The 15547-nt window shown below is 68.1% G+C and carries 3 protein-coding genes; all 3 read right to left on the bottom strand.

From position 1 onward, the window contains the following. Window positions 1-253: 253 nt before the first annotated feature. On the bottom strand, window positions 254-12637 hold the full coding sequence (locus tag ACZK4H_RS12135; RefSeq protein ID WP_099603969.1) for a filamentous haemagglutinin family protein: 12384 nt from the start codon (window positions 12635-12637) through the stop codon (window positions 254-256). A 202-nt stretch (window positions 12638-12839) separates the two neighbouring features. After that, complete coding sequence (locus ACZK4H_RS12140; RefSeq protein WP_099553491.1) at window positions 12840-14072, bottom strand: substrate-binding domain-containing protein; 1233 nt, start codon at window positions 14070-14072, stop codon at window positions 12840-12842. Window positions 14073-14343: 271 nt separating this feature from the next. Continuing rightward, window positions 14344-15543 carry a type II secretion system inner membrane protein GspF gene (gene gspF / locus ACZK4H_RS12145; protein WP_099553488.1) on the bottom strand — a complete coding sequence of 400 codons (1200 nt, stop codon included), beginning with the start codon at window positions 15541-15543 and terminating at the stop codon, window positions 14344-14346. Between the last annotated feature and the right edge of the window lie 4 nt (window positions 15544-15547).

Raw genomic sequence — 15547 nt, forward strand, 5'->3', positions numbered from 1 at the left:
GCACCTGCCGGGGCGCGTTGGCATGACCCGGCGCCCCCTCCTGCCGCCGGGCGCTCTCCTGCACCCGGCGGCGCCGTGTCGGTGATCCTCACCGCTGATGGCCGCTCCCTGCCCTCCGTGCCGTCCTGGCTGGGGCCGCCACCGTTCCGTGGCGGCTGGCCCGATGCTGTTCGTTCTTCCCGCCCGATCGCATCCACGCATGGCGTGGATCTACGGTGGGTGCCGACCGTTGCTCGGCACGGCTGCAAGAGGCCTACCGGCGCTGCTTGCCCCCGTCGCGGCTCGCCTGCGGGAACTGGAAGGCACTGTTGGCGTCGTAGCCGCTGTTGGCGGTGTCGCCACGCGCCGGTGGCGCGATGCTGCTGGTGCCACTGCCGAAACCGAGGATCTGCACGCTGATCACCGATGGCTGGTTGCGCCGTGCATCGTCCTGGCTCTTGCGCATCACATCCTGTGCCGCCTGGCTGGCGCTGCTGGCCGCCGCACTGGCCGAAGCCAGCGCGTTGACATTGACGGTGGCCAGGACCGGCAGGCCCTTGCTTTCGCCCTGCACCTGGATGTTGGCGGCATTGAGCACCTGCAGCGCGGCCAGATTGATGTTGCCCGACACCCGGATGCCAGCCTCGCCGGCATCGATGGTACCCAGCGGAGCAACCAGATCGACGTCGCCCGGCGGCACCTCGGCGATCGGGTTCAATGTCGCGATACCCGCACCGCTGGCCGGTGCCTGCGGCGAAAGGATCACATTGCCCCAGGTGTCGTACAGGCGGCGCGGCGGCGTGTACAGCAGGCTGGTGCGCGAACCGCGGCCAGCATTGATGTCGCCCTGCTCCGACCACGCCAGGATGTCACCACCAAAGGTGGTCATCACCCGCGACAAGCCCAGCAGCACGCTGTCCTGGCTGAACAAGCGGACGTCGCCCTGCCCCTGGGTGACCAGGCCGGCGCTGGCCGGTGGCACCACGCCCTGAACGCCTACAACGATCCGTCCACCCGGTGCCATCAGTTCGATGTTGCCGCCAGCTTCGGTGCGCACACCGGAACCACCGTACATCACGATATCGCCGGTACGGTCGATGGTGGCCCCGTTGGCGTCCTTGTCCGGCATCAGCGTGGCGATGGCCTCACGCCCGCGAAGGTACGAGCCGAACCGCGGCCCCTGCGCATCGGTGTACTCGCGGCCACCCTCTCGCAGTTCGGCGTAGTAGACCTGGCGCAGGAAGATGCGTTGCTGTTCCTTCGGCAGCGCGTCGAACAGGGCCAACACCTCGGCACCCTCGGCCGTGCTGCCGAAGCGCTGCTGCAGCCACTGCTTCAGTTCCTTGTCGTAGATCTTCACCGCCTTGCCCGGCTGCGAGGCCAGCGACTGCTCCGGATCGGCCTGGTTGGCCGGATCCAGGTAGCGCGTCCGCACTGCATCGAAGTCGATGTGCTGGTTGCCGGCGGTCAACGCGATGCTCGCGCCCGGGCGGGTGTCACCCTGCACGATGCCGCCCAGGCTGACGATGCTGCCGGCCTCTTCCTGCCGCAACTGGCGGCCCGCACTGACCTCGGCGTTGCCCGGGCCGGCCACGGTCATGCTGCTGCGGACGATATCGCGGCCAGCGCTGATCATGCTGATGTCGGTGCCGGTGGTATTGAGCGATGTGACGTCCGATTCGAGCACATCGCGACCGGCGCGCAGCTGCACCGGCGCGCCGGCTTCGTACCAGTTGACCACCGAGCGCCCAGCACCCGCCGAAGAAAGGTCCAACGTGCGCTGGCTGCCCACCGTCAGGGAGCTGATGTCCCCTGCAGCCGCATAGAAGCGGCTGATTGCCGTCGGCTGCCACACCAGGCTACCCGCCAGCGGCGTGTTGGGCCCGAAGGCGAACAGGGGCAGTGATGCCTGCACCGAAGCACCGGTCGCATCGACCGACACGTTGCTCCGCACCGTCGCACCCGACGCATCCATTGCGATGAACGCCGGATCGAAGGGGCCCGGCAGGCGCACGTCGGCACCCGATCGGGTGACCTGCAGGCCATGCTTGGTGGAGAAGATCGACCCGCCAGCCAGAATGTCGAGGCGGCCACTGGCCGAGGGGGCCAGCAGCAGCACGTCCTGGGTGGTCCTGTCGGTCTCCTGAACGCCTTCCAGCCGCGGCAGCGAAATGTCACCACTGGCCGCGACGGCGCTGAAGCGGGACGGATACAGCCAGTAGTTCAGCCGGTCCATGGCACCGGTCACCCTGACCTGTTCCGCCCTCAGGTTGCTTCCGGTGAAGTGCATCGTCCCGGCCAGCGAAGGCGCCAGGCCTCCCCCTGCCGAGAACAGGTCCAGAGCAGTATTGGCCGTCCACAGCGAGAACCAGCTGGTACCGGACGCATGTCGCCCATTGTCCAGCAGCATATCGGTGTAATTGGCCACCGGTACACGACCCGGATCGGCCGCCCCGCCCAGCACCAGATCACCACGCGCCTGCAACTGCGCGGTGGCATCGCCCAGCAGGACCACCGGCCCACCCATCGCAACCGCGGAGCTGACCTTGTACGGTTCCAGCGAGGAATAGCTGTTCAGGGTGGCAGTGAGTCCGCCGATGCGCGCCGCATCCACCCGGGCACTGCCACGCAGGTTGACCAGCGCACCGTTCAGATCCAGGTCCTGCTGGTAGTCGCTCGGCTGCAAGCTGCTGGCACGCAGGCCCGGATTCAATGCCCCTCCTGTGCGCACGCTCAGGTCGCCACCACCAGTGAGGTGCAACTCGCCGTCACTGACCCGCCCCGTAGAGCCGACCGCCGCCACCACCGCACTGGAATGTGGCGCCGCGAAGAAGCCCAGGGCATTGCCCATCGGATCACGCACACCGGCATCGCGCCCCGCCTCGATCGCCAGGTTGCCACCGCCCAGCGTGCCGAAGCCGGTGAAGCCAACCATGCGTGGCGACTTGTTCGGCCCCCCCTGCACCGCGCTGTAGGTGCCGAAATTGATCCACCAGCTGGTTGCCGTCGGCTGTACGCCGGCCGCAGCGGACGTACCCTGCCGCCACAACCAGTTGCCGACTGCGGCACTGGCATGGTCGGCCGGGTCGCGGTCCGGCGTTCCCGATTCCGCGCGCGCACTCCACACGTCGCCGATGATGTCGCTGCCCGCTTCGATGCGAAGGTTGCCACCATGATCGGGATACCAGGCCTGGTAGTTCGCCAGCGCGGCATCATAGGCGCCGGGGACCAGATTCGGGCCCAGCAACGAGGCACTGCCGGGCGCCGCCGAGCGGCCCGGGTTGAACGCCGCGTCCTTGCCGTCGCCGAGCGCGGTGGGCGCACCGGCGGTGTAGACACCGAACGCAGAGCGCATGTGCACGTCCCGCGCGGCCAACAGTTCCAGATCGCCCTTGCCGGTACGCAGAACACTCCAGGCCGGTGTGCCCAGGCGCTTGCCATAGGTGGTCACTTCGGTCAGCGTGCCGCCGCCATAACAGTAGCCGACGGTGGCGCAGAACGCCTCCTCGGTCATGCCCATCATCTCGGCGAAATCCTTGGCCGACGTCCCCACATAGGTCTCGTCACCCCAGAAGTCCATCGACCCCTGCTTGTCGACCAGACGCGGCGCGGGACCACAGTAGGGACCAGCGGCGCAGAAATCGTCCTCGCTCATGCCGAAGAATTCGGCCACCTCCTTGGCCGGCTTGCCCACCAGGCTGTCATCGCCAGCCCAATCCATCGACCCGTCCACCGAGACTACGCGGTCGCCCTTCCATTCGGTCGTCGTGGTAGCCGTACCGATCGTGGCGTAGTGGCTGTCGGCCAGCACGATGCTGCCCTCACCACCCCAGCGCCGCGTGCGTGGATCGGCCGCGTCAGCGTCGGCACCTGCCACTGCGGTCAGGTCCCATGAGGTGGTGCCCTCCGGCAGCATCGATGCCAATGCCCAGTTGCGCCCCTGGTTGCCCGCGGCGTCCGCCGGCCGCAGTTTGACCGGCTCCCCCCCGGCCAGCACCACCTTGGTCATCGTGGGAATGAGCGACCCGGCGCGCAGGTTCAGGGCAGTGGCGAGGGTCAGTCTTGCCGGCAGCGGAACGTTGGCCGGCCAGAGCTGCGCCGCCATCGGCGCCTCGCTGCGCAGGCGGAAGCCCGCACCCAGCTGGTCTCCGGTCCCCAGGGTGATCGGTTGCGCCAGCACCGTACCCGCCGCAATCACCTGGCCGCCGTGGATGACTGCCGCACCCAGCACGGTCCCTGCAGGCAGCAGCAGTTCGCCGGACAGCACCATCGCCGCCGGCAGCACCGTGCCTGCCGGCAGGCTGATGGCGCGGAACGGCAGGTCATAGTTGAGACGGGCACCCTGCTGGAACTCGGTGCCCGGCTGCAGCTGCACACCTTCGCCCGGCACCACCAGGTCGCCGCCGAATGCCGTGTTCGCCGAGTTGAGGCTGCGGCCCTGCACCAGGACCCAGCCACTTTCGTCCGGATTCGCAGGCGGCGGCGCGAAACCGTCATTGATGCTGCCGTAGACGTTTATGTCGCCCTCGGCACGCAGCACCAGCGCCGCAGACTCGCCGAAGCCACGTCGTGCCGGATCATTCCGGTTGGACTGCGGCCCATAGCGATAGCCAGACAGGTCGATGTCACCGGCCACGACCAGGTCGCCGCGTGGATTGTCGGCGCCCTTGCGGGCGACGACCTGCACGCCCGGGCGCAGGTGATGCTCGCCCAGCGCGGCGATGCGCTGCTGCAGGTCCGTGTTGGCGAATGCGGCGTTGAACCACGCGCTGCTGTCCGGATCGACCACGGTATCCAGCCAGCGCTGGTTGATCATCTGCGGACGGTAGCCATGGACATCCGGTGCGCTGGTCTGCGGCGCGTTGTCGTAAGTGCGGAAGCCGTTGACCTGGATATCCCCCGCACCGGCAATGCGCACGCCGGCCGCCACATTGATGGCCGCATCGTCGCCTCCGACCCGCGGCACGTTGAGCTTGATCGTGCCGCGCGCACGCCCATCGTTCTGGCCGGCCGCCTTGCCCAGCGCTACGCCGCTTCCCGCACGCAGATCCATGCCTGCCGCGTTGCCCAGCACCAGTTCACCCTGCGTGGAGGTCAGTTCGATCATCGCCCGGTTCGGGCTGTCGATGATCTTGCCGTAGCTGTCCACGCGCAGGCCGCTGCCATGTGCGTCCAGCGTTCCGTCCACCCGCAGCCCATCCCGTGCGGAGAGACGGATGCTGCCCACCTGTTCGCCACTGGCGTCTATACGGCCATCCACCCGCAGGCTGCCACGATCGACACTGATGTCGACATTGCGCGCCTTCACTTCATCGCCCACCCGCAGATCGCCTTCGGCAAGCTGGAAGGTACGGCCACCGGTGACGCCACCTGCAGTCAGGCGCATGTTGAGGCCGGTGAAATCCTGCAGCTGGCGCGCGCGGATGACCGCCTCGCCAGCGTCGAACGGCACCATCGTGCCACCCGCATCGTATCGGCCACTGGCGCTGCCCAGCACGCTGCCGGCCAGGTCGACGCGGCCGCCCAGCTCGCCCAGCGCCGTCACTGTCAGGCGACCACCACGGTTGTCCCGTGCAGACAGGTCGATGCGCGAGGCCGCGTCGGTGTGGATGTCACCGGCGGCCGAAGACAGCAGTACGTCGCCACCCCAGCTGTACTTGTCCACGTCGAACAGGCTGACCCTGCGCCCAGCCAGGTCCAGCAGCGCATTGGCGCCCAGCATCAACCCGTTCTGCGCCACGGCGTCCAGCCGTCCGGACGCCAGCGCAATGCGGCTGTCCAGTACGATCCGGTCGGCCTTCAGACTCAGCTCCGCGCCCAGCGCATCGCTGCCCGGGGTTGCACCCGCACCCTGCACGCGCAGCGTTCCGCCACTGTGCACGGCCAGGCGCGCGGCCGCATCGCCGGTCAACAGCGGGGTGTTGATATCCAGCGCGCCGCCGCTGTACTGCCAGCCCTGCCCGGTGACGTAGCCACCCTGCGACTGGTAGACATCCAGGCTGCCCTTGGCGGAAAACACCATGCGCTCGGAGGCGCTCAGGTTCACCCCGGCAAAGCCAAGTACCTGGCGGTCGGCAGCCACTTCGGAACTCGGGCGGGTGAACGGCGCGCGCCCCAGGGTCAGCGTGCGGGTGACCATGTCCAGCTGGCCGCTGCCGAGGCGGCCCACCATGGCCTCGCCCGGCCCCTGTGCCTGGCTGCTGCCCGGCACCTGGTCGACCGCCAGGGTACCGTCCCACACCAGCGTGTCGGCGAAGATGCGCGCACGATCATCCGCGCTGCCATAGCCATGAATGGCCGGTGCACCCAGCACCAGGCTGCGCAGGCTGCTGCGCCCGGTGACCGCATCGCGCGTATCCAGATCGACGCTGCCGAACACATTGATGGAATCGCGGGCGGACAGGCTGAGCGTATCCATCGCCGGCGCGCCGATCGCCGTATTGCCGCGCAGCAGCTGCTGCAGCACCTGCTGGTTCATGGTCATGCCCTGCGGCAGGCCACCCGTCGCAGCTGCCGCAGCGATGGCCTCGGCCGTGCCCAGGTTCAGCGCAGACATGCCCAGGCCGAGTTGCCGCGTGCCATAGCTCACGCCGTCGCGGATGTTCAGCGCGCCATCGGTGGCGATGGTGATGCTGCCATCGGACACCAGACGAGCCTGACCGGTGCAGTCCTGCTGGCAACCTCCCAGGTCGATCGCAACCGGTCCTGCCGATGAAGAGTCTGACGTGGTAACAACGTTCAGGCGCCGATTGGAGACCGCCAGCAGACCACCTCGGGCGAAGTAAGGCTCGACCGTTTCGCCCGCCCGCGACACCGTCGCTGCGGACAGAGTGTCGATCGACGCGCCCTGTTCCAGCAGGATGCCGCTGCCCCCGAACGCAGCAGAAACCAGCACCTCCTGCGCGGCCAGCGTCACACCCGAGCGCAGCACCACACTCCTTGCATTGCCGGTAATCGAGCTGCTCGCCAGAGCGGCGCGGCTGAAACTGCCACCGATCAGCAACGTGGCAGGACGGAACGCATTCAGTGCTGCATCGGTGATGGTCGCGCCAGGGCCGGTGGCTGCCGCGCCGTCCTTTCCGATGACTTCCAGGTCCCTGCCTATCGCAGTGGTCAGGTTGACCGACAGGATGCCGTCGCGGCCCTGCGCGCTACCGGGATTGAACCGTGCAAGCCCGGCGAACGCGACGGCCGCCGTGCCGGTGCGTCCCGCGCCGTCACCCAGCACAAGATTGACATTGCCGGCGTCCAGCGGACGCCAACGCATCGGCTCGCCGCGCCGTTCCGCCGTTCCCTGTACGAAGGCGTTGTAGCTGGTTTCGTTGTAGCCCGAGTGGCGCCGTACCACCTCGGCCGGGGTCACCACCATGTCGGTCAGCAGTGGCGAGGTACTCCCCCCCAGGCCCTGGCCCTGATGCCCGGACAGCCGCCAGGAACCGGTTCCCGTCGACAGCGGCTGGCCCACGCCAGTCGCGCCGGTCGCGCCCACTTCCACCCGGAACGCGCCTGACTGCAGCGCATAGCTGGCCGGAAGCAGGGTGTAGGTCCCGGCCGGAAGGCCCGGCACGCCGGCCGGCACCGTGATCTGTTGACCGATGCGGGGGTCGGCCGTGCCATCGGCCATGCCCGCTGGTGCCGGTACCTGTGCCCGGCCCGGCATGATCGCGTACACGGCGCTGCCCGATTGGCTGAAGCCATAGCGTGGATTGGCATCGGCGAGCGCCGCACGCAGCACATCCACCGAACCACCACGGCCGGCAACGAAGGCGCCACCATTCAGTTCACCGCCGCCGGAAACATCCAGCACACTGCCCGGTGCAGCATCGACCACGTTGGCGGTGATCGTGACGCCAATCGGATTGCTGATGCCGCCGGGCCCCGACAGGTCGAAATCGGCGCCACTGAAGCGCCAGGTGACACCGTCGACCGTGCCGCCAAACGGCAGGCTCAGGCCCGCACCGCTGATCGAGGTCACACTGCCCGGCAGCAACTCCACCCGGCCGGCACTGCTCCGGCCCGACTGGCTGCCGCCGATCAGGATCTGGCCCCAGGGCGCCTGCACGGTGCCTCCCTGTTGCACTGTTGCGCCCAGCAGGGCAAGGCTGCCGAAGGCCGAGTCCGGCGGTGGCAGTGCGGCGCCGCCACTGTTGCTGATGCGTAGCACCGCATCCGGGTTGACCCAGCCAGAGAGGCGCGTACCAAGGTCGGTGGCCGACGCGCCGGCCATCAGCCGTCCGTTGGCACGCAGCGTGGGATACAGGCGTGCCGCGTGCACATCCATCGAGCCCGGCACCAGCACCGACGATTCCTGCGCGCGCACGGCACCGGGCGCCAGGAAGCGGATATCGCCGCTGCTGTGCAGGCTGGCCTGATCGAAACCGGCCAACCAGTTCACGTCACGGATATCGAGCAGGTCCGCCTGCACGGAGAGCGCGTGCCCTCGGCCGATGGCCATCGCCGCCACCCCGGGCAACGACAATCTGTCGGCACTCACCTGTGGGCCGGTGCCCTGCGCCAGGCGCAGATACGGTGCTGCCAGTGACACGCGGCTGCCCTGCGCCGCATCAGGCAGCAGGCCCAGCGCGTTGGCCTGGATGCCGTGCAGGCGCAGGCTCTGCCCCATGCGCAGGTCGACATCGCCGCTGGCACGGATATCACCCAGCAGCGACAGGTGTTCGAAACCACCGGCCTGGATCTGCTGCACGGACAGCGGCGCATGCCCGTACTCGAGCCGCCCACCCTGCCCGTTCCCTTCTGCCGTCCGCTGGCTGAGCAGGATCGCACGACTGGCCAGCAGGTCCTTCTTGTCCTTGTCGGCGTTCTCGCCGTAGACCCCGCCGACGAAGGCGACCCCCAGGGTGCCGCCACTGGCGCCCTTGCCACCGGCGCTGGCGTCCATCACGCCGTCCAGGTACAGGCCATTGGCCGAGCGCAGCACGATGCTGCCACCGTCACTGTCGACCTGCGTGCGGCCTTGTCCCTCTACGTCCAACGTGGTCGACGCACCTGCGGCCCGCAGGCGTGCACCCTGCTCCACCACCACGAACGCATCGGGCGCGCGCATGACGGCATTGGCGGCCTCCCAGTCCAACGGGCCACCGATCTCGATGCGGCCGCCGCCCTGCACCTTGCCCTGCAGCCGCCCGCGGGCGTCGGCCAATGCAACGGACGTACCGCGCACATCCAGCTCGGCGCCTTCGGCAATCCGCCAGGTGCGTCCATTGGGCTGGCCGGCGTACAACCCGATCGGGGTGAATGCCTCGTTCAAGGTGATGCGTCCACCCAGCGCACGAACGGTACCCCGCACGTCGATGCTGCTGTTGCCCAGCAACGCGACGGACTGGCCCGGATCGACCGCGACCAGCGCGCCTTTGCCGATCTGCACATCACCGCCCTCGGCATTGCGGCCCGAACGCAGGGTCACACTGGCACCTGCGCGCTGGCTGACCCGCCCGCTGATCGGGTCGGCTGTGTACAGCGGCGCATCCCAGGCCTCCAGTGCCTCTGCGGCACTGCCGGCCCGGCGCGCCGCATCGGTCATGCGCAACCCGGGTGCCGCCACCACCAGCTGAGTGCCATCGGCGACGGTCAGGCCCTGATGGCCATTGATGTCGTAGCTTCCGAAGCCACTGCTGAACAACGAGGCCTGCAGCTTCAGCGCCGCATCATCCGCCCCACCCTCGCCGATCTGCACGCGTCCGCCGCTGGCGAGACTGAAACTGCCACGACCACTGCCGCCACGGCCACTGAAGTGGCTACCCTCGCCAAGTACGACCCGGCCACTGCCATCAGCGCTGACCTTCGCGCTGCTGGCCGTCAGGCTTGCACTGCCGCCCTTGCCGATCTGCCCCTTGCCCTTGGCGTCGATCAAGCCGCCGGCGTCGGCCAGGATGGCGGCGCCGTCACCCAGCACCACGTCGTGGCTGTTCTGAAGCTCTACGCTGCCGCCGTCGATCCACGCCTGACGCGCACCTTCGCCGGGCTGGGTGAGGGCATTGCTCCAGCCCCCGCCCACGTCGATACGTACGCCTTCGCCGATCCGCACCGCGCTGCGGCCTTGGACCAATAGTGCCGTCGTCGTTGCCAGCACATCCAGCAGGTTGCCTGCGCGCACCTGGCCACCGGCGATGCGCACGTCGCCAGCGAAGTTCACCTGGCTGCCGAGCAAGGCAAGCTGGCCGCCGTCCTGCAACTGCAGCATGCCCTGCAGATCCACGGTTGCCGACGTCGCCAGGTCGAGCCGGCCCCATTGCTGTGCGCTCAGGCGCGAACCATCCAGCCACACCGTGTTGCGGCGTGCCTCGTCGATCGGCGCCTGCAGTGTCCAGTCGGTCGCGGTCGCCGCTGGCGTACCCACACGGATCTGCGAGTCGAACAGGCCAGTGCGGCCGGTGCTGTCATAGCGTCCCACCCACAGCTGCGCGTTGCGCGCCACGGCAGTCTGCGCCTGCGCGTAGCCGTCCAGCGCCTGATCGGGGCGACGCACCTGCTGCGCGCCCTGGAAGGTCTGGGTATCGACCTGGCCGTCCAGCACGGCCGTGGGTGCCGACACCAGCAGCCGGCCCGCATCACGGCCGACCGTGTAGCCATTGTCCACGCGCTGGTCGGGAGCAATGAGCGGGTTGCGGAATGACTCGGTGACACCCCAGCGTTCCTGCTTGACCTCGAAGCCCTTGTACAGACCGTCGTAGAGCATCTCCGCCGGCGCATCATCAAGGCGATACAGCTGCCCGTCGCGCCCGCGCAACCAGCTCTGCTGGATGGCGCCGGACTGCACGTCCAGGCTGCCGCCGGCCAGGTTGATGCGCGAACCAGCGTGGCTGACCACGTCCTTGCCTGCCAGCTGCACGGTGCCACCCTGGGCCGCCCATTCGCCGATTGAATGGCCCTGGTTGTCGAGGTAGCCACCCACCTCCAGCAGCCCGCCACCGGCATACCAGCGCTCGCCTTCATGGCCTCCCGTTCCCGCGGCCATGTGGGTCAGCAGGCGACGATCGATCCAGACCTCGCTGCTGATCAGCTTGCCGCTGTCACGGTTGTCCGGCGAATCGCGCAGTTCGTTGCCCTGCACTTTCACCTTGACGTTGTTGCTTTCCATCGCCACCTGCACGCCCACCGCGCCGGAGACATCGACGCGGGCGCCATCGCCGACATAGCTGCGCCGCGCCGCGTCCGCGATCACCTGGCCGCCGGTCGCCACCGCCAGCGAGCCGGCCTGGAAATCCACGTCGCCACCGGAGACAACCTCGATACGCGACTGGTCCCGACGGTCCTGCAGCCGCGACAGGTTGTCGAAGGTACCGCTGTTGCTCCTGCCGCGCAGCGCGTCCTGTTCAGCCGATTCCTTGATCACGGCGTCGCGCTGGCTGTTCAGCACCGTGCTCTTGCCATCGTCCTCGATCAGCACCGCGGTCGTGGAGCCCGTCGCCAGGGTGACGCTGCCCTTCGTATCGGAGGCCGAGTTCAGCAGATGCACGGTGCCGCGCTGATTCAAGGTGGTCGTGGCCACCGCCACGCCCGCCTGCTCGACCGCGCGCCCGGCCAGGGTGATATCGCCTTCGCGCGCCTGGATCAGGCCGCTGTTGCGCACGCTGCCGGCACTGCTGTCGGCAATGAAACGCGGCGCGACTTCGTTGCCTCGGGTAGTGGAGGCGGTGTTCTGCGCGGTGCCCACGCCGCGCCGGATCACGAAACTGTCACCGGCCGCCAGCTGGGCCTGGCCCTTGCGGGTCTCGATCTGGCCAGCGTTCTCCACGCTGTGGCCAGCCAGCAGCACGTAGCCGCCGCCACGGGTGGCGGTGGTGGGCTCGTGGGTACTGATGCGCGCGCCCTGCTCGACCATCACCTTGCCGAAGGCATCGGTCAGTGAGGCCGTGCTGGCATCGGCGCTGTACAGGCCGTTGTCGCGGAACTGCGCATCACTGATGCGTGTTGCCGCCGCGACCAGATTGCGCACGTTGACCTGGCTGTTGTTGCCGAACACCACGCCGTTGCGGTTGGCCACGAACACCGTGCCACTGGCCTTGAGCTGGCCGAGGATCTGGCTGGGCCGGGCGTTGGGATCATTGACCCGGTTCAGCACCGCCCAGTCGGGGTTCTGCAGGAAGTTCAGCGTGGTATTGCCGCCCACGTTGAAAGTCTCCCAGTTGAGGATCGCCTTGTCCGCGGTCTGCTCGATGCTGACCTGGACCCGGCCATCGGCCCCTTGCGACTGGATGGCTTCACGCGCGTTGATCCAGCCGCGCGTGAGTGGGTTCTCGTCCGCCTTCAGGCCGTCCTTGCCCAGGCCGTCGGCGATCACCAAGCCACCGTCGCGGCGCACCTGCCGGGCCTGCTCCTGCAGGCGCTGCTGCAGGGCGATCGCCTGCGCTGCGGTGCCGAGGTTGTCGATCGATTGCTGCAGCTTCTGCCGCGCCGCGTCCTGCTGCTGTGCCGGCAGCTGGAACTGGATCGGCACGCCATTGGGCATGCGCCCGCTCTGTGCCGCTGCCCCCTGGGCCGCACCGCGATCGGCGAACCATGCAGGGCTGAATGCCTGCTGCGCCTGGCTGGCCGGAGCAACGACAGAGCCCAACGCCACCGCAATGGCCCAAGCCATCGGGTGATTGCGGCGCAGCAGCGCGGCCGGACGAACAGCGGACGTGAGCGGGTGCGACATCGGGACCTCGGCAATCGGGTGGGCCGCGGCGGCGGCAGCAATCGGAAGGCACGTGCAACGCGTGCCCTGCCCTTGATAGACGGTCTACGTGACGTGAAGCCGACAGGAATCTGCGGTCCCCACAGGCGACTGACCAGGGAAACGAAGACGCCGGCCCAAAGGGCCGGCGTCGGGTCAAACAGATATCAGCAAGCGGTCGCGATTACAGCGGGCGACCGATGTTGGCGCAGGTGCTCGGGTTGTTCAGCGCTGCAGCGTTGCCGGCCAGCACGAAGCGGGCACGGATGGCTTCACGCCAGGTCTTGGTCAGCGGGATGAAGCCGTGGGCACGGACGGCGGCATCGTTGGTGCCGTTGGTGCCGGCGTTGTAGTGGTTCATCAGGAAACCACGCAGGCTGTTGGCAACCGCGGTGGCCTTGTAGCACTGGCCGAACACCAGGTTGGTGTAACCGGCGATCGGGTAGCCATTGGCCGGATTGCCGAACACCGGCACCCACTTGGCCGGGTCGCTGGCGTCGGCACCGGACGGCGGAGCTGCGGATTCCAGGGTAGCCTGCACGTCCACTTCGTTCGGCGAATAGCCCTTCACCTTGGCGACCTTGGTCGCATCGCTCAGGGCAGCCTGGCGAGCAGCTTCGGTGTTGTCGGCAGCCGGGATGGCGTCCGGGCTGACGTAGCCGATGCGGCCCACGGCAGCCTGCACGGTGCTGTACAGCGCGCTGCCGCCGGTGGCGCTGGCCGGGATGAAGTTGGCCGGCGCGGTGTTGTTGACGAACAGGTTCTTGAAGGTCGACTGCACCGCGAACTTCGGAGCGGCGGTTTCGCCCGTTGCCCAGGCAACCTGCTTCAGGGTGGTGCCTTCGACGTCGGCCTTGGTGCAGGCGGTGGTCAGGAAGCGGGTCAGCAGTTCGCTGGTGCCGCTGCTTTCGTCGCGGTAGACGACAACGAGGTCACCGCTACGGCCCGACCCGGCAATGTCTTCCCACTTGGTGATCTTGCCCGAGAACACGCCGCAGATCTGGGTCACGTTCAGGTTCAGGGCGCCACCGGCCTTGTTGAACGGAACGGTGACGGAGGTCGCGACCGACGGCACCTGGATCAGCGCGCCGTAACGGTTGGCATCGCCAGCAACGTTGTAGGTGGTGTTGTAGGTGGTCAGTTCGGTGCCGCTCAGCACCGAGTCGCTACCGGCGAAATGCACGGTGCCGGTCGCCTGGAACAGCGCCGAGTTGTTTTCAAGGAAGGCCTTCTTGCCGGTGCCCGAGCCGGTCACGGCGTAGCTGAAGCTGGCCGGCAGGATGCTGTCCGGCTTGCCCTTGTACAGGTCGGCCGGCAGCGAAGCGCCACCGCCGGTGACAGTCTGCGCCGAAGCGGCACCGGCGGTGGCCAGCAGCGCGGTGGCAACCAGCGCGGCCAGGGTCTTGTACTTGTTCATGATCTTCTCCTGAAGGGTTTACTGCGAAGGGAAACGCCAAGGGAGGAACGGTCACTACACGCCTGCTGCCGCCGAGGGCCTCCCAGCCCACTCTGCGGCGACGTGTCCATGCTGGTCCGTGCCGATGACAGGCCGCTTAAGAAACCTGTGGAAGATCGAAAAAAGGTATGGAGGATTGTGTGGAGAAATCCAGGTCTCAGTAGATCCACGCCATGCGTGGATGCGCCGCCCAGGGTGCGCGTCGGTTGATCCATCCACGCATGGCGTGGATCTACTGCACCAGCTGATTCATTTCCATGATCGGCATCAGCACCGCCAGCACGATCGTCAGCACTACGCCGCCCATCACCAGGATCATGGTCGGCTCCAGCAACGCAGTCAGTGCCATCGCGCGACGCTCGAGCTCGCGCGAGATCGTCTGTGCGGCGCGATCCAGCAGCGGTGCCAGCGAACCGGTCTTCTCGCCACTGGCCACCAGATGCACCAGGATCGGCGGATACACCTTCTGCACCTTCAGCGCAGAGCCAAGCGCGGCACCTTCGCGCACGCGCGCGGACACATCGTCGGCACAGCGCGCCAGCAGCGCATTGCCCAGGGTCTGCCGCGCCGCCTCCAGTGCACGCAGCAGCGGCACACCGGCATCCAGCAGGATCGCCAGTGTCGAGGCGAAGCGCGCACTGTTCACACCCAGCACGAATCGCCCGACCATCGGCACCCGCAGGAGCATCGCGTCCCATCGCAGGCGCAGCTCGGGCTTGCGCAGGGCCAACCGCCAGGCCACCACCAGCGCAGCGATACCGAGCCCCATCCACATGCCCCAGCTGCGCACGAACGCGCTGGCGGCCAGCATCACCTGCGTGAGCATCGGCAGCGTCTGGCGTGCCTGCACGAACGCGGTCACCACCTGCGGCACCACGTAGCTGAGCAGGAAGATCACGATCGCCACCGACACCAGGCTGATCGCCGCCGGGTAGATGAAGGCGGTCAGTACCTTGGCCTGCAGCGCATTGCGCTCTTCGATGTAGTCGGCCAGGCGCTCCATCACCCGTGCGAGGTCGCCGGAGTCTTCACCTGCACCCACCAGCGCCCGATAGATCGGTGGAAAATCGCGTGGCCGCGCTGCCAGCGCCACGGTCAGTCGCTGGCCGGCACGCACGTCGGCGCGTACCGCAGTGAGTGCCTGGGCCACGTGCGGGCGCTCGGCCTGCTCGATCACCGCGCTCAATGCGCCTTCCAACGGCAGGCTGGCAGCCAGCAGGCTGGCCAGCTGACGCGTGGCCCAGGCCAGCTCGCTGGCAGACAGCCGGCGGGCGCCCCAGCCACTGCCCGCACTGCGCGCCGCACTCACCTGCACCGGTGTCAGCCCGCGACCACGCAGCAGCTGGCGCGCACCGCGCGGGCTGTCAGCATCCAATTGGCCCTTCTCGATGCGGCCCTGCGCGTTGGCAGCCTGGTAGTCAAACAGTGCCATGCAG

The organism is Stenotrophomonas sp. 78350_Sma (assembly GCF_056482105.1).